The sequence below is a fragment of the Streptomyces sp. NPDC127129 genome, from assembly GCF_042671585.1.
Taxonomy (GTDB): Bacteria; Actinomycetota; Actinomycetes; order Streptomycetales; family Streptomycetaceae; genus Streptomyces.
This window is the reverse complement of sequence record NZ_JBHXTV010000009.1, coordinates 162541-186605: the sequence shown is the minus strand read 5'-3', so window position 1 is coordinate 186605 and position 24065 is coordinate 162541. Positions and strand designations below refer to the sequence as shown.

Below are 24065 nucleotides of genomic sequence, written 5' to 3'. Positions count from 1 at the left end.
ACGATCTGGCTGATATCACTGAACTTTTTTGTGATTGTTCAGATCGATTGGCGATCAACTGCTGATTGAATTCGAACATTTATTTCATTGGGCGGGATGGGCGGGACGTGCCTGGTGCCAGCGGTTGAGCAGTCCGTCGGGGACTTCCTCCGCCGTGAGGGCGAAGACGAGATGGTCCCGCCACGCCCCGTCGATGTGGAGGTAGCGCGGGCGCAGACCCTCCTCCCGGAATCCCAATTTCTCGACGACCCGGCGCGAGGGCCCGTTCTCCGGCCGAATGCAGACCTCCATCCGGTGGATCCCGACCGTACGGAAGCAGTGGTCGACCACGAGCGCGACCGCCGTGGGCATCACGCCCCGGCCCGCCACCGCGCTGTCCACCCAGTACCCGACATGGCCCGAGCACATCGAGCCCCAGGTGATCCCCGCCACCGTCAGCTGGCCCACCAGCTCCCCGCGGTACTCGATCACGAACGGGAGCATCCGGCCCGCGTTCGCCTCGGCCCGCAGGTGGCGGACCATCTGGCGGTACGTCGGCCGCTGCGCGACCGGCCCGCCGGGCGCCGGAGGCGGAATCGTCGCCTCCCAGGGCCGCAGCCAGTCACGGTTGCGCCGGTTCACCTCACGCCAGACCCGCTGGTCGCGCATCTTTATGGGACGCAGGACGACGTCGCCGTCCGCGAGGACCACGGGCCAGGCCGGGATCATGACGGTCTCGGGTGGTCGCCGCCGCGGATCTGGTCGACCGCGTGCACGAGGAGTGGCTCCAGGACCGCGAGGCCGTCACGGACCCCGCCCGCGGAACCCGGCAGGTTCACGATCAGCGTCCCGCCCGCGACCCCGGCGAGGCCGCGGGAGAGCGCCGCCGTGGGCACCTTCTCCCGGCCGTACGCGCGGATCGCCTCGGGGATGCCGGGGATCTCGTGGTCGAGCACCCGGCGGGTGGCCTCCGGAGTGGCGTCGGTGGGCGAGATGCCCGTACCACCGGTGGTGAGGACGACGTCGTACCCGGCCGCGATCGCGGCCCGCAGCGCCGCCTCGACGGGCGCGCCGTCCGGCACGACCTGCGGACCGTCGACCGCGAAGCCCATCCGGGACAGGCCCTCGGCGATCAGCGGACCGCCCTTGTCCTCGTACACCCCGGCCGCGGCCCGGTTGGATGCGGTGACGACGAGGGCGGAGTAGGAGGAGAGGAGGGCATCGCCCATGCCGGCCCCCTCCGCCGCGGGCGCCTGGGCGTCCGTGCCGTCGGCCGCCGCGTGCTCCCCGTGCTCGTGCACCCCGGCCACCCGGCCGCCGCGCGTCACGACCCGGCCCCTTCCCGGTTCCAGTCGCCCGACTTGCCGCCCGTCTTCTCCTCCACCCGCACGTCGGAGATGACCGCGCCCTTGTCGACCGCCTTGATCATGTCGACCACCGTCAGCGCGGCCACCGAGACCGCCGTCAGGGCCTCCATCTCGACGCCCGTGCGGTCCGTCGTCTTCACGGTCGCCAGGATCTCCACCGCGTCGTCCGCGACCGTGAGGTCCAGCTTCACGCCCGAGACCGCCAGCGGGTGGCAGAGCGGGATCAGGTCCGGGGTCCTCTTGGCCCCCATGATCCCGGCGATCCGGGCGGTGGCGAGCGCGTCGCCCTTCGGTACGCCCTCGCCCCGCAGCAGCTCGATCACGCGCGGCGAGACCAGGACGCGGCCACTGGCGCGCGCGGTCCGCGCCGTGACGTCCTTCGCGGAGACGTCGACCATGCGGGCCGCCCCCGCCTCGTCGATGTGGGTGAGTCCTTGCTGCGTGCTCATGGCCGTGACACTCCCGGTCGCTGTGTGGGACGCCACGGTACCGCCACCAGGCCCTCTTCAGCCGAGGAGGACCACGTCCAGCTCGGCGCCGGGCGCCACCTCCATGGTCTCCTCCGGCACGACGAGCAGCGCGTTGGCGTGCGCGAGCGCCGCGATCAGGTGGGAGCCCGCGCCGCCCACGGGGGTGACGGTGCCGGACTCGGCGTCGTACGTGCCGCGCAGGAACTGGCGGCGGCCCGACGGGGAGCGCAGTGGCTTCTCGGCGGCGAGCTCGGCCCGGACCGTCGGCCGGTGGAGGTCGGCGAGGCCCATCAGGGCCCGGATCGCGGGCCGTACGAAGAGCTCGAAGGAGACGTACGACGAGACCGGGTTGCCCGGCAGGGCGAGCAGCGGGGTGTGGTCGGGGCCGATCGTGCCGAAGCCCTGGGGCTTGCCCGGCTGCATGGCCAGCTTGCGGAAGTCGACCTGGCCCTCGAACTGGCCGTCCGCCGTCAGCGCCTCCTTGACCACGTCGTACGCGCCGACGCTCACCCCGCCCGTGGTGACGAGGAGGTCGGCGCGGATCAGCTGGTCCTCGATGGTGGCGCGGAGGGTGTCCGCCTCGTCGGTGACGGCGCCCACCCGGTAGGAGATGGCGCCGGCGTCGCGCGCGGCGGCCGCGAGCGCGAAGCTGTTGGAGTCGTAGATCTGGCCCTCGCCCAACTCCTCTCCGGGCTGGGTCAGTTCGCTGCCGGTCGAGATCACGACGACCCGCGGGCGGGGACGGACGCGGACGGTGGCGCGGCCGATCGCGGCGAGCAGTCCGATCTGCGGCGGCCCGAGGACCGTGCCCGCCTCCAGGGCCAGGTCGCCGGCCTGGACGTCGCTGCCCCGGGCGCGGACGTGCGCGCGGGCCTCCGCGGCCCGGTGGACGCGGACCTCGCCGCCCGCGCCCTCGGGGTCGGCACTGGCGGCGCGCATCCCGCTCGCCGCGCCCTCGCCCGTACCGCCGTCGGTCCATTCGACCGGGACGACGGCCTCGGCGCCGGGCGGCAGCGGGGCGCCGGTCATGATCCGGGCGGCCTGGCCGGGGCCGACGACCGGCAGGCCGTCGGCGCCCGCGGCCACGTCGCCGATCACGGTCAGGACCGCGGGGAACTCCTCGGTGGCACCGGCGACATCGGCGACGCGGACCGCGTAGCCGTCCATGGAGCTGTTGTCGAACGGGGGCAGCGCGACCGGCACCGTGACGTCCTCGACCAGGACGCAGCCCTGGGCGTCGGGCAGTTGCAGCTCGATGGGTTCGAGCGGGGTGATCGCCCCGAGGACGTCGTCCAGGTGCTCGTCCACCGACCACAGGTCACGCGAGGGACCCGCGCAGGGGTCGCCGGACCCGCCGTCGGCCGGATCGCCCGAGACCGGTGCCGTGCTGCTGCTCAAGGTGCTACATCTCCTCGCTGACGTAACTGCGGAGCCAGGTCCGGAAGTCCGGGCCCAGGTCTTCACGTTCGCACGCCAGTCTGACAATGGCACGCAGATAGTCCCCGCGGTCGCCGGTGTCGTAGCGGCGGCCCTTGAAGACCACGCCGTGGACCGGACCCCCGATCTTCCCCTCGCCGCTGGGCGCCGACTGGTACGTCTTGGCCAGTTTCTGGAGGGCGTCGGTCAGCTGGATCTCACCGCCGCGCCCCGGCTCGGTCTCACGCAGTATGGCGAAGATGGCCGGATCCAGTACATAGCGGCCGATGATCGCGTAGTTGCTGGGCGCCTCGTGCGCGTCCGGCTTCTCGACGAGGTCCGTGACCTTCACGACGTCGGAGTCGGCCGTCGCCTCCACCGCCGCGCAGCCGTAGAGATGGATCTGCTCGGGCTCGACCTCCATGAGCGCGATGACGCTGCCGCCCTCCCGCTCCTGGATGTCCACCATGCGGGCGAGCAGCGGGTCGCGCGGGTCGATCAGGTCGTCGCCGAGCAGTACGGCGAAGGGCTGGTCGCCGACGTGCGGGGCGGCGCAGAGCACGGCGTGCCCGAGGCCGCGCGGGGCGCCCTGACGCACGTAGTGCATGGTGGCGAGGTCGCTGGACTCCTGAACCTTGGAGAGGCGGTCCTCGTCGCCCTTGCGGGCGAGCGCCTCCTCCAGTTCGTAGTTCCGGTCGAAGTGGTCCTCCAGGGGCCGCTTGTTCCGACCGGTGATCATGAGGACGTCGGAGAGTCCGGCCGCTACGGCCTCCTCGACGACGTACTGGATCGCGGGCTTGTCGACGACCGGCAGCATTTCCTTCGGGGTGGCCTTGGTGGCCGGGAGGAAGCGCGTGCCGAGACCGGCGGCCGGGATGACAGCCTTGGTGATCCTGGAAGGCGACTGAGTCATGCGGAGCACCATAGCCGCTCGGAATGAGAGGAAGATGGGGCTCCGATTAACTTCCTGTGCATAAAGACTGGTACGAGAGGGTTGGTACGCCCCCATGATGTCCCGATGACCGACGACATGTCCGACAAGGCAGCGCTGCGCAGCCAACTCCTCGCCGCTCGCGCCCGGCTGACCAGCCATGATGTCGAAGCCGCGGGCGAGCAGCTCGCGCGGGGTGCGCGGGAGCTGGCCGAACTGGCGGAGGCCTCGACCGTCGCCGCGTACGTGTCGGTGGGGCGCGAGCCGGGCACGCGCGCGTTGCTGGACACCCTGCGGGCGGGCGGCACCCGTGTCCTGCTGCCCGTCCTGCTGCCCGACAACGATCTCGACTGGGCCGCGTACGAGGGTGCGGAGCACCTGGCGAAGGCCGGCCGCGGCCTCCTGGAGCCGACCGGCCCGCGGCTCGGCCCCGAGGCCGTGTGCGCGGCGGACGCTGTCCTGCTGCCGGGCCTCGCGGTCGACGGCCGCGGGATGCGGCTCGGGCGGGGCGGCGGCTCGTACGACCGTGTACTGGCCCGGCTCGCGCGGGCCGGCGCGGACCCTGCCCTCGTGGTGCTCCTGTACGCGAACGAGGTGGTCGCCCGGGTCCCGGAGGAACCGCACGACCACCCCGTGCACGCGGTGGTGACCCCGGAGGGGGTCAGGCGCTTCGAGCGCCCTCAGGAGCCTTCTACGGCTTGAGGGTCAGCGTCTCCTTCGTCGAGGCGTCGACCGCCGCCTTGCCGAAGGACCAGTCGAGCAGCTCGCCCTTGACCCACTTGTCGGTCTGGTCGGTGTAGTGGTCGTGGTACGCGTGACCGGAGGCGCCGGACAGGTTGATCCAGCGGGACTTGTCCCAGTCGCCGACGTTGACGACCATCCGCATCGACGGCACCCAGACGACCTCGTAGCCGCCGGCCGCGTTCCAGCCGGTCGCGTTGACCGCTGCCTCGCCGCCGCCCAGGTTCCAGGGGCCGCGGTTGAGCATCGACTGGACGAAGCCGGGTCCGGCGGTGCCGAGCGTCTGGTTCTGCAGGGTCAGCTGGTGCAGCCGGCCCCAGCTCCAGGTGGAGACGTCCTTGCCGAGTTCGGCGGTCAGCTCCCAGCGGGCGTCCTCCATGGCGCGGGCGAGGAGCTGGTCACGGTTCTCGGTGGCCTGGTCGGTGCGGTTGGCCTCGGTCTTCCACCACGCGCTGTCCTCCTGCTTCAGCAGCGGGCGGACCACCTCGTACCAGCGGTCGCCGCCGTCCGGCTGCGCCGTGTCCCCGTCGCGCTCGCCGCACTCGCGCACGCGCTTGTTCTGCTCGTCGACCGGGAGGCCGGTGGAGTCGGCCGGGCGGACGCTGATGCAGTCGCCCTCGGCCCGCAGCTCCTTGGGCAGCTTGTCGCCGAAGGCGAGCTTGAGGACGTTGCGCCAGACCGCGTTGAAGTACGCGGCGGCGGCCGAGTCGGGCTCCTGGGTGTAGTCCCAGCCCTCCAGGAGCTTCTGTGCCTCGCGGACGTACGGGTCCGAGATGTCGATCTTCAGCAGGAGCGGGTTGAGCAGGGTCGCGATCTCGCTGCGGTTGTCCATCTGCATGGTCCGCATGTCGTCCGGCGAGATCTTCCCGCCGTCCTTGATCTTCGACTCGATGAGGTCGTTTATCCGCTGGCTCCGCGAGCCGTAGCCCCAGTCCTCCGTCAGGAGGTAGGGGTACTTGTCGGCGTCGACGACGGCCTGGTTGGCGGTGACGATGTAGCCGCGGTCGGGGTTCTGCTCGTACGGCAGCTCGTCGTACGGGATGTAGCCCTTCCACTTGTACGAGGAGTCCCAGCCCGGCGCCGGCACGGTGCCGTCGCCCTTGGCGCGCCGCGGGATCTTGCCCGGCGCCTGGTAGCCGATGTTCTCCGCGTCCGCGTAGATCAGGTTCTGCGAGGGGACGGTGAAGTCCTCGGCCGCGGCGCGGAACTCCTTGAAGTTCTTCGCGCGGTTGAGCCGGAAGACCGCGTCCATGGACTTGCCGGGCTGCAGGGCGGTCCACTGGAGGGAGACGCCGTAGCCGGTGCCGCGGTCGGGGGCGACGTTGCCGACGGGGGCCTTCTGGCCGACCTTCTCCAGCTCGGAGGAGCGGTCGGAGACCAGCGGTCCGTGCCCGGTCGAGCGGACCGTGATCTTCCGGCTGCCGCCTCCCGCGATCTTGATGGTCTCCTCGCGGGTCGTGAACGGCTTGGTCCTGCCGTCCACGACGTAGCCGTCGTCCCCGACCTTCTCCAGGTACAGGTCGGTGACGTCGGCGCCCAGGTTGGTGAAGCCCCAGGCGATGTTGTCGTTGTGGCCGATGATCACGCCCGGCATGCCGGAGAAGGTGTAGCCGGCGACGTCGTAGCGGCAGGTCGCCGAGACGGAGCGGCAGTGCAGGCCCATCTGGTACCAGAGGGACGGCAGCATCGGGGCGAGGTGCGGGTCGTTGGCCAGGAGCGGCTTGCCGGAGGTCGTGTACCGGCCGGAGACGACCCACGAGTTCGAGCCGATGCCGTTGCCGTTGGGGCCGAGCAGCGCCGGGATGTCGTCGAGGGAGTCGGAGAGCGCGCCCAGCTGGGACTGCATGCCCTCCAGGGCGCCGCCCGGCGTGGCCCCGGCGCCGGCGTCGTTCTTCTTCGCCTTGCCCTTCGGGTCGAACGCGTCGGTCGCCTTGTCGACCGCGCCGTTCTGCACGATCGGCTGGTGCAGCTCGTACGGGTACCCCGGGTAGAGGTCCTGGATCTGCCGCGCGCTGAGCCGGCTCGTCAGCAGGGAGCGGTCGATCTCGTCCTGCATGTTGCCGCGCAGGTCCCAGGCCATGGCCTTGAGCCAGGCCACCGAGTCGACGGGGGTCCAGGGCTCGATCGCGTAGTCGTTGGAGAAGGCGAGCGCCGCGTACTCGACGGAGACGTCGGCGGAGTCCTTGCCCTTGAGGTAGGCGTTGACGCCCTCGGCGTAGGCCTGGAGGTTCTTCTTCGTCTCCGCCGACAGGACCTTGTCGTACTCGTCCTGCGCGACCTGACGCCAGCCGAGGGTGCGCAGGAACGCGTCGGTGTCGACCTGGCTCTTGCCGAACATCTCGGAGAGGCGGCCGGCCGTCATGTGACGGCGCACGTCCATCTCGTAGAAGCGGTCCTGCGCCTGGACGAAGCCCTGCGCCCGGAAGAGGTCGGCCTCGGTGTCGGCGTAGATCTGCGGCACCCCGTAGGCGTCACGCTTGACCTCGGCCTCACCGGAGAGGCCGTCGAGCCGGATTTCGCCCGTCGTCTGCGGGAAGGAGGCGCGGACGGTGCTGACGCCCCAGTACCCGCCCCAGCCGACGCCCGCGACCAGTGCGAGGACCAGGACGAGGACGATCAGGCGGGCGCGCCGCCCCTTCTTCTTGGCGGGAGGCGCGGTCGTGTTGGAGGGCATCGCTGTCCTTCGAGGGGCAGGGTGGTCCTGGAGTACGGGAGCAACCTTAGGCGCAGCGTCCGGACGGCCCGGACGCGGTGTCACCAAGAAGGCCACCCAAGATCGCACCGGCGATCGAGGACAAGCGGGGAGCGCGTCAAGAAAGCGTTAAAGATTAGGTAAGGTAACGAAGTACCGGCTGCTGGAGGAACGATCCGGCCGCACGCGAGGGGAAGGATCGGCCACTGACTGTCCACGAGCTCAATGAACTCCTGCTCATCTGCTCGCTCGTGCTGCTCATCGCTGTCGCGGCGGTGCGGATCTCGTCACGGAGCGGGCTCCCCAGCCTGCTGCTGTATCTCGGGATCGGGGTCGCGATCGGGCAGGACGGGATCGGCAACGTCGCCTTCGACAACGCCGAACTGACCCAGGTGATCGGCTATGCCGCACTTGTGGTGATCCTGGCCGAGGGTGGCCTGGGCACCAAGTGGAAGGAGATCAAACCCGCGTTGCCCGCGGCGGTCGTGCTGTCGACCGTCGGCGTCGCGGTGAGCGTGGGCATCACGGCCGCGGCCGCCCACTACCTGGTCGGCCTGGACTGGCGCCAGGCTCTGATCATCGGCGCGGTCGTCTCCTCGACGGACGCCGCCGCCGTCTTCTCCGTCCTGCGCAAGGTGCCGCTGCCCTCGCGCGTGACCGGTGTCCTGGAGGCCGAGTCGGGCTTCAACGACGCCCCGGTCGTCATCCTCGTCGTCGCCTTCTCGACGGTCGGCCCCATCGACAGCTGGTACGTCCTGGTCGGCACGATCGCCATGGAACTGGCCATCGGCGCCGCCGTCGGCCTCGGGGTCGGCTTCCTCGGCGCCTTCGGGCTGCGGCACATCGCCCTGCCCGCCTCCGGCCTCTACCCGATCGCCGTCATGGCCATCGCCGTCACGGCGTACGCGGCGGGCGCCCTGGCCCACGGCTCCGGCTTCCTCGCCGTCTACCTGGCCGCGATGGTCCTCGGCAACGCGAAGCTGCCGCACGCCCCTGCCAACCGCGGCTTCGCCGAGGGGCTCGGCTGGATCGCCCAGATCGGCATGTTCGTCCTGCTCGGCCTGCTGGTCACCCCGACCAAGCTGGCCGACGACTTCTGGCCCGCGGTCGCCATCGGCCTGGTCCTGACGGTGGTGGCGCGGCCCATGGAGGTCTGGGTCAGCCTGCTGCCGTTCCGTATCCCCTGGCAGGAGAAGGCCCTGATGTCCTGGGCCGGCCTGCGCGGAGCCGTCCCCATCATTCTCGCCACGATCCCGATGGTGTCCGGGATCGAGGGCAGCGAGCGGGTCTTCAACATCGTCTTCGTGCTCGTCGTCGTCTACACCCTCGTCCAGGGGCCGACACTGCCCTGGCTGGCGAGGGCGCTGCGGCTGGGCGGCTCCGACGAGGCCGCCGACCTGGGCGTCGAGTCGGCGCCGCTGGAGCGGCTGCGCGGACACCTGCTCTCCATCGCGATCCCGGAGGGCTCGAAGATGCACGGCGTGGAGGTCGGCGAGCTGCGCCTCCCGGCCGGGGCCGCCGTCACCCTCGTCGTCCGCGACGAGAAGAGCTTCGTACCGGGTCCGGCGACCGTGCTCCGGTACAAGGACGAGCTCCTCGTCGTCGCGACCGACCCGGTGCGGGACGCCACCGAGCGGCGGCTGCGGGCCGTCGGGCAGGGCGGAAAGCTGGCGGGCTGGCTGGGCACGGCGGGCTCGACGGCCGTCTCCGAGCGGGGCCACCGGCAGCGGGCACTGCCGCACATTCCGTTCGGCAAGCGAACGTCCGGTTAATCACAGGCGTAGTTTCAAGTGGAAGGGCGTTTTCCCAGGCGGGAGGACGCCCTTCCCTGTACCATGAAGGCACACTTGATCGAACCAACTCTGCCTGACGCAGAGCTGGCGCGACCGTATGGCGGCCGAGACACCCTCCGCAGTGGGGCCCGGTATCTACCGCAGTTCCGCGCATGAGGACAGCTCTCGGCAGCGCCCGCACCACCGTGCAGGGGCGCGCTACCAGGCGGCAGAAAGGCAAGGACCGTGGTGTCCACGGTCACTTCTGACACGCCTACGGCGTCCCGCACCTCGGGTACGTCCGGCATCCCCGGTACGTCCGGCATCCCCGGTACCTCCAGCACCACCCCGGGTACCTCCGGTACGGCCGACGCGTCCGTGACGAAGGCGGGCAAGACGGCCGGGAAGGCCGCCGGCAAGCGCGCCGGCTACGGACAGCTCCTGCGCACCCCCGGAGCGCTGTCCTTCCTGCTCCCCGGGTTCGCCGCCCGGCAGCCGTTCGCGATGCTGACGATCGGCATCGTCCTGCTCGTCCAGCACACCACCGGCTCGTACGGCAGCGCCGGCGCCGTCGCCGCCGTCACCGGCGTCTCCATGGCGCTGTTCGCCCCGCAGAGCGGCAAGCTCGCCGACCGCTTCGGCCAGCGCGCCGTCCTGGTCCCCGGGGTCCTGGTCCACTCGGCCGCCGTCTCGCTGCTCGTGGCGCTCGCCCTGGCGGGCGCCCCGATGTGGGCCCTCTTCCTCGCCGCCGTACCGGCCGGTGCCTCCGTCCCGCAGATCGGGCCGATGGTCCGGGCCCGCTGGGCGGCCAAGCTGGAGAACTCCCCGCTGATGCCGACGGCCGCGGCCTTCGAGTCGGTCACGGACGAGTTCACCTTCGTCGTCGGTCCCGTCCTCGCCACCGCGCTCTGCACCGGCGTGCACCCCGCGGCCGGTCTGATCGCCGAGGCGGCGCTCACGCTCTTCGGCGGTCTGTTCTTCGCCGCCCAGCGCAGCACCCAGCCCGCCCACGGCCTCGTCGCCGCCGCTGCCGGCGGTGAGGCGCGCGTCTCCGCCCTGTCGATCCCCGGCGTACGGGTGCTGGCCGTCGCCTTCCTGGGCATCGGCTCGGTCTTCGGCGGTATGCAGGTCTCGCTGACCGCGTTCTCCGAGGAGATCGGCAACCCCGGCGCCAACGGTCTGCTGTACGGGATCTTCGCCGCGGGCAACATGCTCGCGGGCATCGCGTGCGGCGCGATCGCCTGGAAGATCGGCCCGCGCAAGCGCCTGATCCTGGGCTACGCCGGACTGACCGTGGCGGCCTCGCTGCTCTGGTCGGCGCACTCCGTGCTGCTGCTCGGCGCGCTCGGCCTGATCGTGGGTCTGTGCATCGCCCCGGCCCTGATCACCGGCTACACCATCGTCGAGACCCTGGTCCCCGCCTCCGCCAGGACCGAGGCCTTCACCTGGCTCACCGGCGCCGTGGCGCTGGGGCAGGCGGCGGCCGTGACGGTCGCCGGCCGCCTCGCCGACGAGCACGGCGCGAGCACCGGATTCCTGGTGCCGCTGGTGGGCACGGCGCTCGCGCTGGCCACGCTCCTGGCGCTGCGCTCGCGGCTGACCCCCCGGGCGTCGGGCCGGGTCCGCGCACGTGGTATCGGTCACCGAGTGCCGGTGACGGTGGACTGATCCCGCGGAATAGGTCACTATGGATCGTCGTTAGCACTCGATGAGTGTGAGTGCCAGGAGGAAGACAAGTGCCGACCTACCAGTACCAGTGCACCGAGTGCGGCGAGGGCCTCGAGGCGGTGCAGAAGTTCACCGATGACGCGCTGACCGAGTGCCCGAGCTGCAAGGGACGCCTGAAGAAGGTGTTCTCGGCGGTCGGCATCGTCTTCAAGGGTTCCGGCTTCTACCGGAACGACAGCCGTGGCTCGTCGAGCTCCAGCTCGCCCGCCTCGTCGTCGAAGTCCGCTTCGTCGTCGGCCTCCTCGGCGTCCTCGGACGCGAAGCCGGCCGCTTCGTCGAGCTCCTCGACGTCGAGCGCGTCGAGCACGTCGAGCTCCACCTCGGCCGCCTGATCCAGGTCTCACGACTCCGGTTCTCGATCCCGGACCTCGATCCCGGTTCTTGATCCCGGTTCTTGACGAAGCCCCACCGCTCTGCGCGGTGGGGCTTTCGCCGTTCCTCGGGCCGATAATGTGACCGGCATGGCGACCCACGCGTATGCGGACATCGGTGTGATCGGCGGCTCGGGCTTCTACTCCTTCCTGGAGGACGTGACGGAGGTGTCCGTCGACACCCCCTACGGCAGCCCCAGCGACCGCCTCTTCCTCGGCGAGGTCGCCGGACGGCGGGTCGCGTTCCTGCCCCGGCACGGCCGGAGCCACACGCTGCCGCCGCACCGGATCAACTACCGCGCCAACCTGTGGGCGTTGCGCTCGGTGGGCGTACGGCAGGTGCTCGGGCCGTGCGCGGTGGGCGGCCTGCGGGAGGAGTACGGACCCGGCACCCTCGTCGTACCGGACCAGCTGGTGGACCGTACGAAGACGCGGGCCCAGACGTACTACGACGGAGAGCCGCTGCCGGAGGCCTGGGGCGGGGCGGTGCCGAACGTCGTGCACACGACCTTCGCCGACCCCTACTGCCCCGACGGGCGGCGGGTGGCCCTGAAGGCGGCCCGGGCGCACGGCTGGGAGCCGGTGGACGGCGGCACGATGGTCGTCGTCGAGGGACCCCGGTTCTCCACGCGGGCGGAATCGCGCTGGCACGCGGCGGCCGGCTGGTCGGTGGTCGGCATGACCGGGCACCCGGAGGCGGTCCTCGCCCGCGAACTGGGCCTCTGCTACACCTCGCTGGCCCTCGTCACGGACCTGGACGCGGGCGCCGAGACGGGCGAGGGAGTGACGCACACCGAGGTCCTCCAGGTGTTCCGCGCGAACGTGGGGCGGCTGCGGGAGGTGCTCTTCGACGCGGTGGGCGCGCTGCCGGACACGGCGGACCGCGACTGCCTCTGCACGCACGCGCACGACGGCTGGGACCTGGGGATCGAGCTTCCCTGATCCCGGGGTGAATCCCCCTGAGGGGTGAGGGAGTTGTCCACAGGCGGCGGGTGATCCACAGGCTCCGGCGGGATTTCCGCGGAGGCGGGATGGTGAGAGCGGTTCTCCGGACGGCCGGAGGACGGTACGACTCCTCGCTCCCCTCCCGACAGGCGGTGCCGCCATGACGACCTCACCTCCCGCGACCTCCCTTCCCCACCCCGGCCACTCCCCCGTGCCCGCGCCGTGCGCGGTCCCGCCGTTCGAACCGCTGCGGGTACGGGGAGGGCGGCAGCGCCTGCGACGGGCGCTGCGGCGCCGGCGCCGGGCCCCTGCGGTGATCCTCGCGATGAGCGCGGCGGCGCTGGCGGTCGCGGGCGGGGGCGAGGTCTCCGCGGACCCGCCGACACCCGCGGCGGTACCGGGGCCCCCGCGGGCGCCCGTGGTGCGCATGGTGTCCGCGCCGGTACGGATCGCCGACGCCGACGCCGTACGACTGGTGCGGCCCGGTGACCGGGTGGATGTGATCGCCGCGCCCCACACGTCGATGGGCGGGAGCGGTGAGCCGCGCGTGGTGGCCGAGGGCGCCCGAGTGGACGAGGTGCCGCGAACGGGTGAGACTCGTGCGGACGGCGGGGCGTTGCTCGTACTCTCCGTTCCACGGTCGACGGCGACGGCTCTGGCGGGCGCGGGTGTCACGTCCCAACTGGCGGTGACACTGTGCTGATTCGCACGGACGGCCTGTCAAGTAACCGTTCCGTGTGTACGGATTGGACGCATCTGCGTCGTTCGCGGCCTAATGGCAGCGCTACTTGCACGGCTTCTTGCACAAGCGACGAAAGGCACCCTGGTGAGTCCGAAGAACGAAGGCGTGGTGGCAGGCTTCAAGGCCTTCCTCATGCGTGGCAACGTGATCGACCTCGCGGTGGCGGTGGTCATCGGTGCCGCGTTCACCAACATCGTGAACTCGGTGGTGAAGGGTGTCATCAACCCCCTGGTCGGCGCCTTCGGCACGAAGGACCTGGAGAGCTACCGCTCCTGCCTCAAGGGTCCGTGCGTGGTCGACGACGCGGGGAACGTGGTCTCCGGCATCCCGATCATGTGGGGCCTGGTGCTCAGCGCCGTCCTCAGCTTCCTGATCACGGCGGCCGTCGTCTACTTCCTGATGGTGCTTCCCATGGCGAAGTACCTGGCCAGGCGAGCCGCCCACGACAAGGCGAAGGAGAGCGTCCAGGAGACGCTGGAGATCAGCGAGCTGGAGGTCCTGAAGGAGATCCGCGACCTGCTCGCCACCCAGCGCGGCCCGAGCGCGGGCAGCGCTACGGGTACGGGTACGGGTACGGGCACGGGTACGGGCACGGGTTCCGGAGGGAGCGGCACCGGCGGCACAGGGAGCACCGGGAGCACCGGGAGCACCGGGTCGCACCCCACCCCCTAGCCGGCGACTCGCACCGGCATCAGAGGTGGTGCGGCGGCTTCTCTTCGAGGAAGCGCGCAAGATCGGCGGCGCTGTCGCTGCCGCTCTGAGGCCGCTCGCCCCACCCGCGGTCCGTATCGTCCGCGGACTGCTGGTCCAGCGGATCGTCGAAGATCAACTTCGGCTTCGTGGTGTTCTCGGGGATCGACTGACTGCCGGGCTGCTTCGCGTCTCGCGGTCCGTGGGCGGGGGCGGTGCTCATCCCTCCAGACTACGCCGGGTGCGGGACGTCAGCGGTCCTTCGGGTCGAGCAGCCAGAGGCCGAGGACGACGAGGAACGACAGGACGAGGAATCCGGCCCCCCACCAGGCCGTGCCGGTGTCCCCGGCCATCCACTCGTCGACCACGATGGTCAGCCCCCAGAGCTGCCCGATGACGACCGTGAGGGCCAGGGCCAGGCGCGCGCTCAGCTTCGACGAGCGCTCGGGCTCCTGCTCCGTACCGGCGCCGGGGCCCGGGCCGGTGTGGCGGACCCGGGGGTCGCCGTAGCCGCTGGTGGGGCGGATCTGCGGGTAGCGCTCGTGCACCGGCCGGTTCAGCCGGGGCTGCGCGCTCCCGGGGGTGTAGGCGGGGCGCGGGGACGGCTCGGGCGGCGGGACAGGGCCCTGGCCGGGGGCGCCCGGGGCCCGGCCGGGGACCTCCGGGTCCCGGGGGAAGGGTGCGTCGGTCATGTGCGCTCGCTCCTCGTGACGACCCCGCCCGCGGAGGCGCCCGGGCAGTTGAGGCGCTCGGCCAGGTCGGGGCGCTCGGCGCCGAGCTGCCGGCACAGGCTCTCCTGGACGCTCTCGCCGGAGCGGGTGGTGCCGACGGCCCAGACACTGCCGTCGGCCTCCTCCACCAGGAGCACCTTCGGCAGCGCCCGCGGCGGCGGGCCGGCGGTCACCTCTCCCGTACGGGCGTCGAAGACCCCTTCGTGGCAGGGGCAGTACAGCTCGCCCTCGGTGCCGCGGTCCTGCCGCCAGAGCACGGCGCAGGCGAGGTGGGTGCAGACGGCCGAGTAGCCGACGAGGGTGCCGTCCTCCAGGCGGACGGCGACCGCGCGGTCCGCCTGCTCGGGGTAGCGGAAGGCGAGGGACTCGCCGGGCAGCAGCTGGTCGGCGATCTTCCTCGGTTCGGGTGTCCCGTCGCTGTCGCCGTGGCGGTGCAGGATCCCGGAGGCGACGCCGATGCCGCCGATGGCCAGGCCGCCGGAGACGGTGGCGACGATCCGGAGGTAGTCGCGCCGGGTGGTGAGCGAGTCGGCCGCGATGCGGTCGTGCAGCGCCTCCTGGGCGGCGTCGGCCGCGCCCTGGCCGTCGGCGGGCGGCTGCTCGGTGACGCTCATCAAACAGCCTTTCCGTTGATCTCCACGACGGGGAGCCCGCCGGGGACCGGCCATTGGACCTTGTCCGCGGGGACGACCATCGCCACTCCGGTGGAGACGGTCGTCGAGCCGAAGGTGAAGGAGTCGGCGACCTGGACTCCGGGGCGCTCGCTCTGGAGCTCTTCGAGGGTTCCGTAGAAGAGGGCGCCGGTGGGGCAGACCGTGGCGCACATCGGGGCGAGTCCGTAGGCGGTGCGGTCGTAGCAGAGGTTGCACTTCATCTGCAGCTTCGCCTGGAGGTCGATCTTCGGGACGCCGAAGGGACAGGCGTTGACGCAGTTGGCGCAGCCGATGCAGCGGGTGGTGTCGGCCTGCTGCACCACGCCGTCGGCGGTGACGAGGATGGCGTCGGCCGGGCAGACCTCGGCGCAGGGGGCGACCGGGTCCTCGCAGTGCATGCAGACCGTGGGAAGGGAGGCGACGGAGTGCCCCTCGTCGGGGTAGTCGAGGTGGATCATCGACTTGCCGCGGTGCGAGTCGCACTCGCGGCAGGCCGAGACGCACGCCTGGCAGCCGATGCAGCGCCCGGGGTCGATGAAGATCGTGCGGCCCATCATGAGCGGCGTCAGCTCCTCTCCGCGGTGCCACGGCCCTGCGGGGACGTGGGCGGCAGGGGGTCGGTGCGGGAGACCTGCGTCTCCGGGTAGGCGTGCTGCCCGGGGGCGGTCGGGGGTTCGGGCACCTCGTCGATCCGCTCCGCGGCCTCGATGCGGGCCGCGCAGACCTTGTACTCGGGGATCTTGGAGCGCGGGTCGAGGGCGTCGATGGTGAGGGCGTTGGCGGCGGTGGGGACCGGCCAGTGGTACGGCACGAAGACGGTGTCCGGGCGGATCGCCTCGGTGACCAGGGCGGGGAAGACCTCGCTGCCGCGGCGGGTGACGACGCGGACGGGCTCGCCGTTGCGGAAACCGTGGGAGGGGTGGACCTCGACCCAGGGCCTCGGGGTCTGCTCGACGAGGGCGCCCAGGCGCCGGGTCTGGTTGCCGGAGAGGAAGTGGGCGACGGTGCGGCCGGTGGTGAGCGAGAGGGGGTACTCCTCGCTGTACGGGTCCATGGGCGGGTGCCATTCGACGACCTGCATATGGATCTTGCCGTCCGGGTGGTAGGTCCTGCCGTCCTCGAAGAGGCGGGGCGTGCCCGGGTGGTCGGTGGAGGGGCAGGGCCAGGCGATGCCGCCGGTCTCCTCCAGGCGTTCGTAGGTGATGCCGTAGTAGTCGTTGACCGTTCCGGCGGACGCGACGCGGAGCTCCTCGAACACGGAGCGGGAGTCGGGGAAGTCGAACTTGTCCCCGGCGCCGAGGCGCTTGGCGAGTTCGCAGATCACCCAGGTGTCGGTGCGGACCCCGGCGGGCGGCTCCTGCGCCTTGTTGTGCTTGACGACCCGGGCCTCGGCGTTGGCCATCACGCCTTCGTCCTCGGCCCAGACGGTGACGGGGAAGACCACGTGCGCGTTGGCGGCGGTCTCGGAGAGGAAGAAGTCGAACTGGGCGTGGAACTGGAGGGTGTCGTACCCGTTCTTGACGGTCGCGTAGTTGGGGAGGGAGACGAACGGGTTGTTGCAGACGCCGATCAGTCCGCGGATCTCCTCGCGCTGCATCTGCCAGACCATCTCCATCATGGAGGTGCCGGCGGGCGGGAGTTCGGACTCGTCGATGCCCCAGATCTCGCAGATCTGGCGGCGGTGCTCGGGGTTGGTGATGGAGCGGCCGCCGGGCAGCAGGTCGGACTTCTGGCCGTGCTCCCGGCCGCCCTGACCGTTGCCCTGGCCGGTGATGGTGCCGTAGCCGGCGCCCGGCCTGCCGATGTTTCCGGTGGCGGTGCACAGGTTGATGATCGTCAGGCAGTTCTCGACGCCCTGGGAGTGGTGCTCGACGCCGCGGGCGTGCCAGGCCATCGCGCGGTCCGCGCCGGCGAACATCCGGGCGGTGCGCACGATGTGTTCCTCGGGCACGCCGCAGATCTCCGCGGAGCGGGACGGCGGGTACTCCTGGACGGTCCTCTTCACCTCGTCCCAGCCGGTGGTGTGGGCGGCGAGATAGGCCTCGTCGGTGAGCCCCTCGGCGACGATCACGTGCAGGACGGCGTTGAAGAACGCCGAGTCGGTGCCGGGCTTGAGGGCGACATGAAGGTCGGCGGTGCGGGCGATGGCCGTCTCGCGGGGGTCGACGACGATCAGGGACGCGCCGCGGTCCCGGGCTCCCCAGAGGTACTGGGTCATCACGGGGAAGCACTCGCCGACGTTGGAGCCCGCGATGAGGAGGCAGTCGGTGAGGAGGATGTCGGAGAACGGGTTGCCGGCCCGGTCGATGCCGAAGGCCAGCTTGTTGGCTCCGGCCGCCGAGACCATGCACAGTCGGCCGTTGTAGTCGACGTGCCGGGTCTTCAGGGCCACGCGGGCGAACTTGCCGACGAGGTACGTCTTCTCGGAGTAGAGGCTGGCCCCGCCGAGCAGGCCGAACGAGTCGTTGCCGTACTCGGCCTGGATGCGGCGGACCTCGGCGACGGTGAAGTCGAGCGCTTCCTCCCAGCTCGCCTCGCGGAACTCCTCGTCACGGCTGCGGCGCATGAGCGGGGCGGTGAGCCGGTCGGGGTGGTTGACCTGCTGGTAGGCGTTGATGCCCTTGGGGCAGAGCCGCATCCGGTTGATGTCGTGGTTGCGTGGTTCGACGCCGAAGACCTTGCCCGCGCGGTCGACGCGCAGGTACATGCCGCACTGGACGCCGCAGAAGCAGCAGTGGGTGGGGACGAGCGTCTCGCCGTTCTGGTCGGCGTGCCAGCGGTCGGCGGGGATGCCGCCGGCGTCACGGAAGTTACGGGTGCCGGGCGGGGCGATCGAGGGGTCGAGCGGGGGCTGGTGGTCGCGGCCCACGTGCTGCTGGGTCACTTGAAGCCCTTCTTGACGTGGGTCAGGTAGGCGTTGCCGCGCATCACGCGCTTGCAGCGGGGGCAGTACTCGGGCCCTTGGTCGAAGCCGAGCTTGAGGTCGCGCATGGTGCCCTGGAGGTTCTCGACGTAGGGGGCGGTGTCGATGGGCTCCTCGCAGCGGCGGCAGGCGAGGACCTCGTCGCCGTCCTTGCGGCGGGAGGTGTACTTGAAGAGCTGCATGCCGACGGCGGCGGGCCGCTGCACGATGTGGAAGAACTTCCCGAACGGGATGTAGATGAGGGTGAAGACCACGGACACCATGTGCAGGATCGCCAGGAACTCGTAGCCGCCGCCGTGCAGGAAGATCGACGAGAAGGTGAGCAGGAGCCCGGTCACGGAGATGACGATGAGGGCGATCAGCGGGACGAGGTCGTAGGCGAAGCGCTGGCCGGTGATGGCCCCGCGGTCCTTCATCCGGCGCCACAGGAAGTAGCAGGCGCCGGGGATGACGAGGACGGCGGCGACGTCGAGCCCGTGGAACATCAGCCAGCCGACGATGTTCAGGGAGTCGAAGCCGAGGACCTTGAAGCCCCAGATGCGCATCTCGTAGCCGGGCCCGGACCCGGTGGACGAGGTGAAGGTGAACCAGCCCCAGGTGAGCGGGAACGTGATCAGGGCGGCCAGGACGCAGCCCCAGAAGATCAGCTGGTGTGCCGCCCACCGGCCGTGTGACCGGGCGCCGAGGAACTTCTGGAAGCCGAGGTAGGTGGCGATCATCTTCGGCAGCGCGGTGGGCGCCCTGCGGAAGTTGGCGGCCGAGAAGAACGAGCGCCAGCCCTGCTTGAAGAGACGGCGGGCACCGGGCGCGGAGATCCAGACGGTGTAGCGGTAGGCCACGCCGAAGGCGAGGAAGACGGTGGCGACGGCGTACGGGAGGAGCGCCGAGTCGAAGTCGCGCAGCAGCCGGCTGCCGAGGACGATCGCGACGATCAGCAGCGCGGAGACGGCGGTTCCCGCGAGCACGGCCCGGCGGCGCACGTCGGCGGGTGTCTGGACGACGGGCGTGGGGCCCTGCGGTTGCTCGGTCACGGGTGGCTCGGTCACGCGCACACGCTAGGACGATATGCCGGAATTCAACCTGTTTTGCGGGCCGGGTGGGTGAGGGTGTCGCTCAGATGGCGTTCAGGCCGTGGGAGCGGAAGACGGCGCGGGCCTCGTCGAGCCGGTGCGGAGTCGGCGAGGGTGTGTCGTGGAGCGTGAAGGGCATGGCGAGTGCTTGCCACTTCGCTTCGCCGAGCTTGTGGAAGGGGAGGATGTCGACGCGCGAGACATTGCCCAGGCCGGCGGCGAAGGAGGCGACTCCCTCGATGTCGGCGGGGTCGTCGGTCAGACCCGGGACGAGCACGAAACGGACGTGGACCTCCTGGCCGAGGTCGGCGAGGCGGCGGGCGAAGTCCAGGGTCGGCCGCAGGGGGCGGCCGGTGACCTTCCTGTACGTCTCCGGTTCCCAGGCCTTGATGTCGAGGAGGACGAGGTCGGTGTCGCGCAGCAGGGCGTCGGTGGCGCGGGCGCCCAGGAATCCGGAGGTGTCGAGCGCGGTGTGGAGCCCGAGCTCGTGCTTCATCCGGTGGAGCAGCTCGCCGGTGAAGACGGGCTGGAGGAGGGGTTCGCCTCCGGAGACGGTGGCCCCGCCCCCGGACACGGAGATGAAGCGGGTGTACTTCCGCGCTTCGGCGATCACGTCGTCGGCGGAGGTGCGCGTGCCGCTGCGCATCCGCCAGGTGTCGGGGTTGTGGCAGTAGAGACAGGTCAGCGGGCAGCCGGAGAGGAAGGTGACGAAGCGGGTGCCGGGACCGTCGACGCCGGTCGACAGGTCCCAGGAGTGCACCGAGCCCTGGGAGGGGCGGCGGGTGACCGCGGCAGCCGGTGTCGCGGGCGAGGGTAGGGGCACGGGGACGGGCATGGGCGCGGGTGCGGGCGCGGGCGCGGGCGGGGACGTGATCATGGTCATGGCCGGCCTCTACAGCGAGCCGTGGAAGGTGCGGTTGAGGACGTCCAGCTGCTGGTCGCGGGTGAGCCGGACGAAGTTGACCGCGTATCCCGAGACCCGGATGGTCAGCTGCGGATGGTTCTCGGGGTGCTCCATGGCGTCGATGAGCACATCCCTGTTCAGGACGTTGACGTTCATGTGGAAGCCGTCGCTCGCCATGTAGCCGTCGAGGACACCGGCCAGGTTCCTGATCCGCTCCTCGGGGGTCCGGCCCAGTCCGTCGGGGGTGACGGTGCTGGTCAGCGAGATGCCGTCCTCGGCGTGCTCGTACGGCAGCTTGGCGACCGACAGTGCCGAGGCCACGTAGCCGTGGGTGTCGCGGCCGTTCATCGGGTTGGCGCCCGGGGAGAACGGCTCACCGGAACGGCGCCCGTCGGGGGTGTTGCCGGTCTTCTTCCCGTAGACGACGTTGGACGTGATGGTCAGGACGGACTGGGTGTGTTCCGCGTCCCGGTAGGTCGGGTGCCTGCGCACCTTCCTCATGAACTCCTCGACCAGCCGGACCGCGATCTCGTCGGCACGGTCGTCGTTGTTGCCGTACGCCGGGTAGGCGCCCTCGACCAGGTAGTCGGTCGCGAGACCCGTCTCGTCCCGGACCGGGGTGACCCTGGCGTACTTGACGGCGGCCAGCGAGTCGACGGCGACCGCCAGGCCGGCGATGCCGCACGCCATGGTGCGGCGCACGTCGCGGTCGTGGAGCGCCATCTCGACCCGCTCGTAGGCGTACTTGTCGTGCATGTAGTGGATGACGTTCAGCGCGTGGACGTACGTGGCGGCGAGCCACTCCATCTGCGCGTCGAACCGGGCCATCACCTCGTCGTAGTCCAGGACGTCGGCAGTGATCGCCCCGGTGGCCGGGCCGACCTGGGCGCCGGACTTCTCGTCGCGGCCGCCGTTGATCGCGTAGAGGAGGGTCTTGGCGAGGTTCACCCGGGCCCCGAAGAACTGCATCTGCCGGCCGACGGGCATCGCCGAGACGCAGCAGGCGATGGCGGTGTCGTCCCCGAAGCGGGGCCGCATCAGCTCGTCCGACTCGTACTGCACGGACGAGGTGTCGATGGAGACCCTGGCGCAGAACTCCTTGAAGCCCGGGGGTAGTCGGGGCGACCAGAAGACGGTCATGTTCGGCTCGGGCGCCGGGCCGAGGTTGTAGAGGGTCTGGAGATAGCGGAAGGAGGTCCGGGTGACCAGCGGACGGCCGTCCTCGCCCATGCCGGCGATGGACTCGGTGACCCAGGTCGGGTCGCCGGAGAACAGCTCGTCGTACTCGGGGGTGCGCAGGAAGCGGACGATACGGAGCTTGATGATGAAGTCGTCGACGAGCTCCTGCGCCTGCTCCTCGGTGAGGATTCCGGCCTCGATGTCACGCTGGAGATAGACGTCCAGGAAGGTGGAGGTCCGGCCGAGGGACATCGCGGCACCGTTCTGCTCCTTCACGGCGGCGAGATAGGCGAAGTACAGCCACTGGACGGCCTCGCGGCCGGTCGTCGCGGGGCCGGAGACGTCGTGGCCGTAGGAGCGCGCCATCGTCCTCAGCTCGCCGAGCGCGCGGATCTGCTCGGCCAGTTCCTCGCGCAGCCGGATGGTCTCCTCCAGCGAACGGCCGTCGGCGGGAAGGGAGTCGAGCTCCTCCTTCTCCTCCCGCTTGACCGCGATCAGCCGGTCGACCCCGTAGAGGGCGACTCGGCGGTAGTCGCCGATGATGCGGCCGCGGCCGTAGGCGTCGGGGAGACCGGTGATGACGCCGGCCTTGCGTGCGGCGCGGATCTCGGGGGTGTAGGCGTCGAAGACACCGGCGTTGTGGGTCTTGCGGTACTCGGTGAAGACCTTCTCCAGCTCGGCCGGGACCGGATAGCCGTAGGTCTCCAGGGCGCCGGCGACCATGCGCCAGCCGCCGTACGGCATGATCGCGCGCTTCAGCGGGGCGTCGGTCTGCAGGCCGACGATCAGGTCCTTGTCGCGGTCGATCCAGCCCGGGGCGTGGGCGGTGATGGTGGAGGGGGTGTCGTACGCGACGTCGAGGACGCCCTTGGCGCGCTCCTCGGGGAAGCGGTCGGTGACGGCCTTCCACACGGCGGTGGTGCGCTCGGTGGGACCGGCGAGGAAGGAGGCGTCGCCCTCGTACGGCGTGTAGTTCTGCTGGATGAAGTCGCGGACGTCGACGCAGTCGCGCCAGAGTCCGCCCCGGAAGCCCTTCCAGGCCCGCTCGTTCACCGTTGCCTCAGCAGGGGTCGCCGTCATGGCCCGCACCGCCTTCTTCGCTTCGTTCGATCGCGTCGTTGCCTGTCTCCCATTGCACTCCTCCCGACCGGTCGTCCGGGGCGGCATTGGTCACCGGTCGACGGTCTTTGGTCCCGTCGCGGGCATGCGGAAAGACCCCGCCGGGGCGGGGTCTTCCGGGAGCGCGACGGTCTTCGGAAAGCGCGGTGGTACGCCGGTCAGCTGGGCGCCTCCGCACCCTTGCGGGCGTAGAACCACCAGGTCACGACCGTGCAGCCGGCATAGAAGGCGACGAAGCCCCACATCGCGCTGGTCACCGCCATCGAGCCGAAGAGGGCCGGGATGAAGAAGAAGCCGAAGGCGGCGACCCCCGAGGTGAAGCCGGTGACCGCGCCGGACTCCATCTCCGACTGCTTCAGCGCCTTCGTGTACTCCGGGGTGCCCTCCGTCAGCCCCTTCAGATGGGTCGAACGGAAGATCACCGGGATCTGGCGGAAGGTCGAGCCGTTGCCGATGCCGGAGAAGAAGAACGCCGCCAGGAAGCAGAGGAAGAAGCCGTGGAAGCCGCCGGTGTCCGACCCCGACGGGAGGAAGGAGATGACGCCGATGATCGAGGCCGCCATGCCCACGAAGGACAGGATCGTCACCCGCGCGCCGCCCAGCCTGTCCGCGACCCAGCCGCCCGCCCACCGGGCCAGGGCGCCCACGGCCGGGCCCATCCAGGCGTAGGCGGCGACGGAGTAGTCCGGGAACGTGGTCTTGATCAGCATCGGCAGGGCGGCCGCGAAGCCGATGAAGGAACCGAAGGTGCCGACGTACAGCCAGGTCATCAGCCAGTTGTGTTTGCGCCTGAAGATGATCTTCTGTCGGCTGAAGGGGGTCGCGGCGACCTTCAGGTCGTTCTGGCCGAACCACGCCACCGCCGCGAGGACGAGCACCACGGGCACCCAGATGAAGGCGGCGTTCTGCAGGTGGACCGGGGTTCCGTCGGGCCTGTGCTGGGCCGTGCCGATCGCGATCGTCGACCAGGTGATGACGATCGGCGTCAGCAGCTGCACCGCCGAGACGCCCAGGTTGCCAAGGCCGCCGTTGGTGCCGGTCGCACTGCCCTTCCTCGCCTTCGGGAAGAAGAAGCCGATGTTGGCGAGCGAGGAGGCGAAGTTCGCGCCGCCGATGCCGCACAGGGCCGCGATGGCGACCATGACGACGTACGGGGTCGACGGGTCCTGGATCGCGACGCCCAGCCAGATCAGCGGCACGATCAGCACGACGGTCGACAGTGCCGTGAAGCGGCGCTGGCCGATCCTCGGGCCGAGGAAGGTGTAGAAGATCCGGGCGGTGCCGCCCGTCAGACCGGGGACGGCCGTCAGCCAGAACAGCTGCGAGGTGGAGAACCCGAAGCCGACGTCCTGCAGGTTGGTCGCGGTGACGCTCCACACCTGCCAGACGACGAAGGCCACCAGGAGCGCCGGGACCGCGATCCACAGATTGCGGCTCGCGACGCGCTTCCCGATCGACTTCCAGAAGAGCTCGTTCTCCGGCTCCCAGTCGGTGATCGGCCGGCCCGGGCGGTACTGCTCCGCGTCGTACGAGGGTGCCGGCCCGCTCGTCGCGTCTCTGGTGTCCTGGAGTACGGAACTCATGGCGCTTCCCTGGGATCGGGGCTTTCCTTTGCCCTTCCAGGCTGCGTGCGTACCCATGG

General features: G+C 70.8%; 22 protein-coding genes. 7 read left to right on the top strand and 15 right to left on the bottom strand.

The annotated features are described in order from the left end of the window. Nucleotides 1-84: 84 nt before the first annotated feature. The 5 genes from ACFVGW_RS19200 to galU all read right to left on the bottom strand — a co-directional run bounded on the left by ACFVGW_RS19200 (nt 85) and on the right by galU (nt 4145). Nucleotides 85-708: a GNAT family protein gene (locus tag ACFVGW_RS19200; protein ID WP_352187189.1), complete on the bottom strand. Its 624-nt coding sequence runs from the start codon at nt 706-708 to the stop codon at nt 85-87. After that, the gene (locus tag ACFVGW_RS19195) at nt 705-1208 is read right to left on the bottom strand and encodes a molybdenum cofactor biosynthesis protein B (protein ID WP_385852909.1); all 504 of its coding nucleotides are present in this window, start codon (nt 1206-1208) and stop codon (nt 705-707) included. The genes ACFVGW_RS19200 and ACFVGW_RS19195 overlap by 4 nt, the downstream gene beginning before the upstream one ends. A gap of 95 nt (nt 1209-1303) precedes the next feature. Then, complete coding sequence (gene moaC / locus ACFVGW_RS19190; protein ID WP_352187188.1) at nt 1304-1795, bottom strand: cyclic pyranopterin monophosphate synthase MoaC; 492 nt, start codon at nt 1793-1795, stop codon at nt 1304-1306. Between the two features lie 57 nt (nt 1796-1852). Continuing rightward, nucleotides 1853-3124, bottom strand: a complete 1272-nt coding sequence (gene glp, locus ACFVGW_RS19185; RefSeq protein WP_385852908.1) for a gephyrin-like molybdotransferase Glp — start codon at nt 3122-3124, stop codon at nt 1853-1855. 94 nt (nt 3125-3218) lie between these two features. Further along, the gene (galU, locus tag ACFVGW_RS19180) at nt 3219-4145 is read right to left on the bottom strand and encodes a UTP--glucose-1-phosphate uridylyltransferase GalU (RefSeq protein ID WP_352187187.1); all 927 of its coding nucleotides are present in this window, start codon (nt 4143-4145) and stop codon (nt 3219-3221) included. Between the two features lie 105 nt (nt 4146-4250). Here galU and ACFVGW_RS19175 point away from each other — a divergent pair, with 105 nt between their 5' ends. Beyond that, complete coding sequence (locus ACFVGW_RS19175) at nt 4251-4865, top strand: 5-formyltetrahydrofolate cyclo-ligase (RefSeq protein ID WP_383222957.1); 615 nt, start codon at nt 4251-4253, stop codon at nt 4863-4865. Here the strand turns inward: ACFVGW_RS19175 and ACFVGW_RS19170 are convergent. Next, nucleotides 4855-7578: a penicillin acylase family protein gene (locus tag ACFVGW_RS19170; RefSeq protein ID WP_385852818.1), complete on the bottom strand. Its 2724-nt coding sequence runs from the start codon at nt 7576-7578 to the stop codon at nt 4855-4857. The genes ACFVGW_RS19175 and ACFVGW_RS19170 overlap by 11 nt on opposite strands. A 269-nt stretch (nt 7579-7847) precedes the next feature. On the opposite strand from ACFVGW_RS19170, the gene ACFVGW_RS19165 reads away from it, so the two are divergent. The 6 genes from ACFVGW_RS19165 (at nt 7848) to mscL (ending at nt 13826) form a co-directional block, all read left to right on the top strand. Next, nucleotides 7848-9368, top strand: a complete 1521-nt coding sequence (locus ACFVGW_RS19165; protein WP_385852817.1) for a potassium/proton antiporter — start codon at nt 7848-7850, stop codon at nt 9366-9368. A gap of 378 nt (nt 9369-9746) precedes the next feature. Continuing rightward, entirely contained in the window at nt 9747-11036 is a 1290-nt protein-coding gene (locus ACFVGW_RS19160) for an MFS transporter (protein ID WP_385852907.1), read from the top strand. 68 nt (nt 11037-11104) lie between these two features. After that, on the top strand, nt 11105-11428 hold the full coding sequence (locus ACFVGW_RS19155) for an FmdB family zinc ribbon protein (protein WP_385852816.1): 324 nt from the start codon (nt 11105-11107) through the stop codon (nt 11426-11428). Between the two features lie 129 nt (nt 11429-11557). Beyond that, a complete protein-coding gene (locus tag ACFVGW_RS19150; protein ID WP_385852815.1) occupies nt 11558-12409 on the top strand; it encodes an S-methyl-5'-thioadenosine phosphorylase in 852 nt (283 codons plus the stop codon). A gap of 163 nt (nt 12410-12572) precedes the next feature. Continuing rightward, on the top strand, nt 12573-13115 hold the full coding sequence (locus tag ACFVGW_RS19145) for a hypothetical protein (RefSeq protein WP_385852814.1): 543 nt from the start codon (nt 12573-12575) through the stop codon (nt 13113-13115). Nucleotides 13116-13238: 123 nt separating this feature from the next. Continuing rightward, nucleotides 13239-13826, top strand: a complete 588-nt coding sequence (gene mscL / locus ACFVGW_RS19140) for a large conductance mechanosensitive channel protein MscL (RefSeq protein ID WP_385852813.1) — start codon at nt 13239-13241, stop codon at nt 13824-13826. Nucleotides 13827-13845: 19 nt separating this feature from the next. On the opposite strand, the gene ACFVGW_RS19135 is transcribed toward mscL, so the two are convergent. The 9 genes from ACFVGW_RS19135 to ACFVGW_RS19095 form a co-directional block, all read right to left on the bottom strand. Next, nucleotides 13846-14067, bottom strand: a complete 222-nt coding sequence (locus ACFVGW_RS19135; RefSeq protein ID WP_385852812.1) for a hypothetical protein — start codon at nt 14065-14067, stop codon at nt 13846-13848. Between the two features lie 28 nt (nt 14068-14095). Then, nucleotides 14096-14536, bottom strand: coding sequence for a hypothetical protein (locus ACFVGW_RS19130; RefSeq protein ID WP_385852811.1), 441 nt, complete (start codon nt 14534-14536; stop codon nt 14096-14098). Next, nucleotides 14533-15189: a Rieske (2Fe-2S) protein gene (locus tag ACFVGW_RS19125; RefSeq protein WP_385852810.1), complete on the bottom strand. Its 657-nt coding sequence runs from the start codon at nt 15187-15189 to the stop codon at nt 14533-14535. The genes ACFVGW_RS19130 and ACFVGW_RS19125 overlap by 4 nt, the downstream gene beginning before the upstream one ends. Further along, nucleotides 15189-15785, bottom strand: a complete 597-nt coding sequence (locus ACFVGW_RS19120; RefSeq protein ID WP_383222933.1) for a 4Fe-4S dicluster domain-containing protein — start codon at nt 15783-15785, stop codon at nt 15189-15191. Before ACFVGW_RS19120 ends, ACFVGW_RS19125 begins: the two co-directional genes overlap by 1 nt. An 8-nt stretch (nt 15786-15793) precedes the next feature. Then, nucleotides 15794-18112 (bottom strand): molybdopterin oxidoreductase family protein, encoded by a 2319-nt coding sequence (locus ACFVGW_RS19115; RefSeq protein ID WP_385852809.1) that lies wholly within the window; start codon nt 18110-18112, stop codon nt 15794-15796. Continuing rightward, nucleotides 18109-19182, bottom strand: coding sequence for an MFS transporter (locus ACFVGW_RS19110; protein ID WP_385852906.1), 1074 nt, complete (start codon nt 19180-19182; stop codon nt 18109-18111). Before ACFVGW_RS19110 ends, ACFVGW_RS19115 begins: the two co-directional genes overlap by 4 nt. An 82-nt stretch (nt 19183-19264) precedes the next feature. After that, the gene (gene pflA, locus ACFVGW_RS19105) at nt 19265-20104 is read right to left on the bottom strand and encodes a pyruvate formate-lyase-activating protein (protein ID WP_385852808.1); all 840 of its coding nucleotides are present in this window, start codon (nt 20102-20104) and stop codon (nt 19265-19267) included. Between the two features lie 9 nt (nt 20105-20113). Further along, the gene (gene pflB, locus ACFVGW_RS19100) at nt 20114-22384 is read right to left on the bottom strand and encodes a formate C-acetyltransferase (RefSeq protein ID WP_385852807.1); all 2271 of its coding nucleotides are present in this window, start codon (nt 22382-22384) and stop codon (nt 20114-20116) included. A gap of 197 nt (nt 22385-22581) precedes the next feature. Beyond that, nucleotides 22582-24006 carry an MFS transporter gene (locus ACFVGW_RS19095; RefSeq protein ID WP_385852806.1) on the bottom strand — a complete coding sequence of 475 codons (1425 nt, stop codon included), beginning with the start codon at nt 24004-24006 and terminating at the stop codon, nt 22582-22584. Nucleotides 24007-24065: the final 59 nt, after the last annotated feature.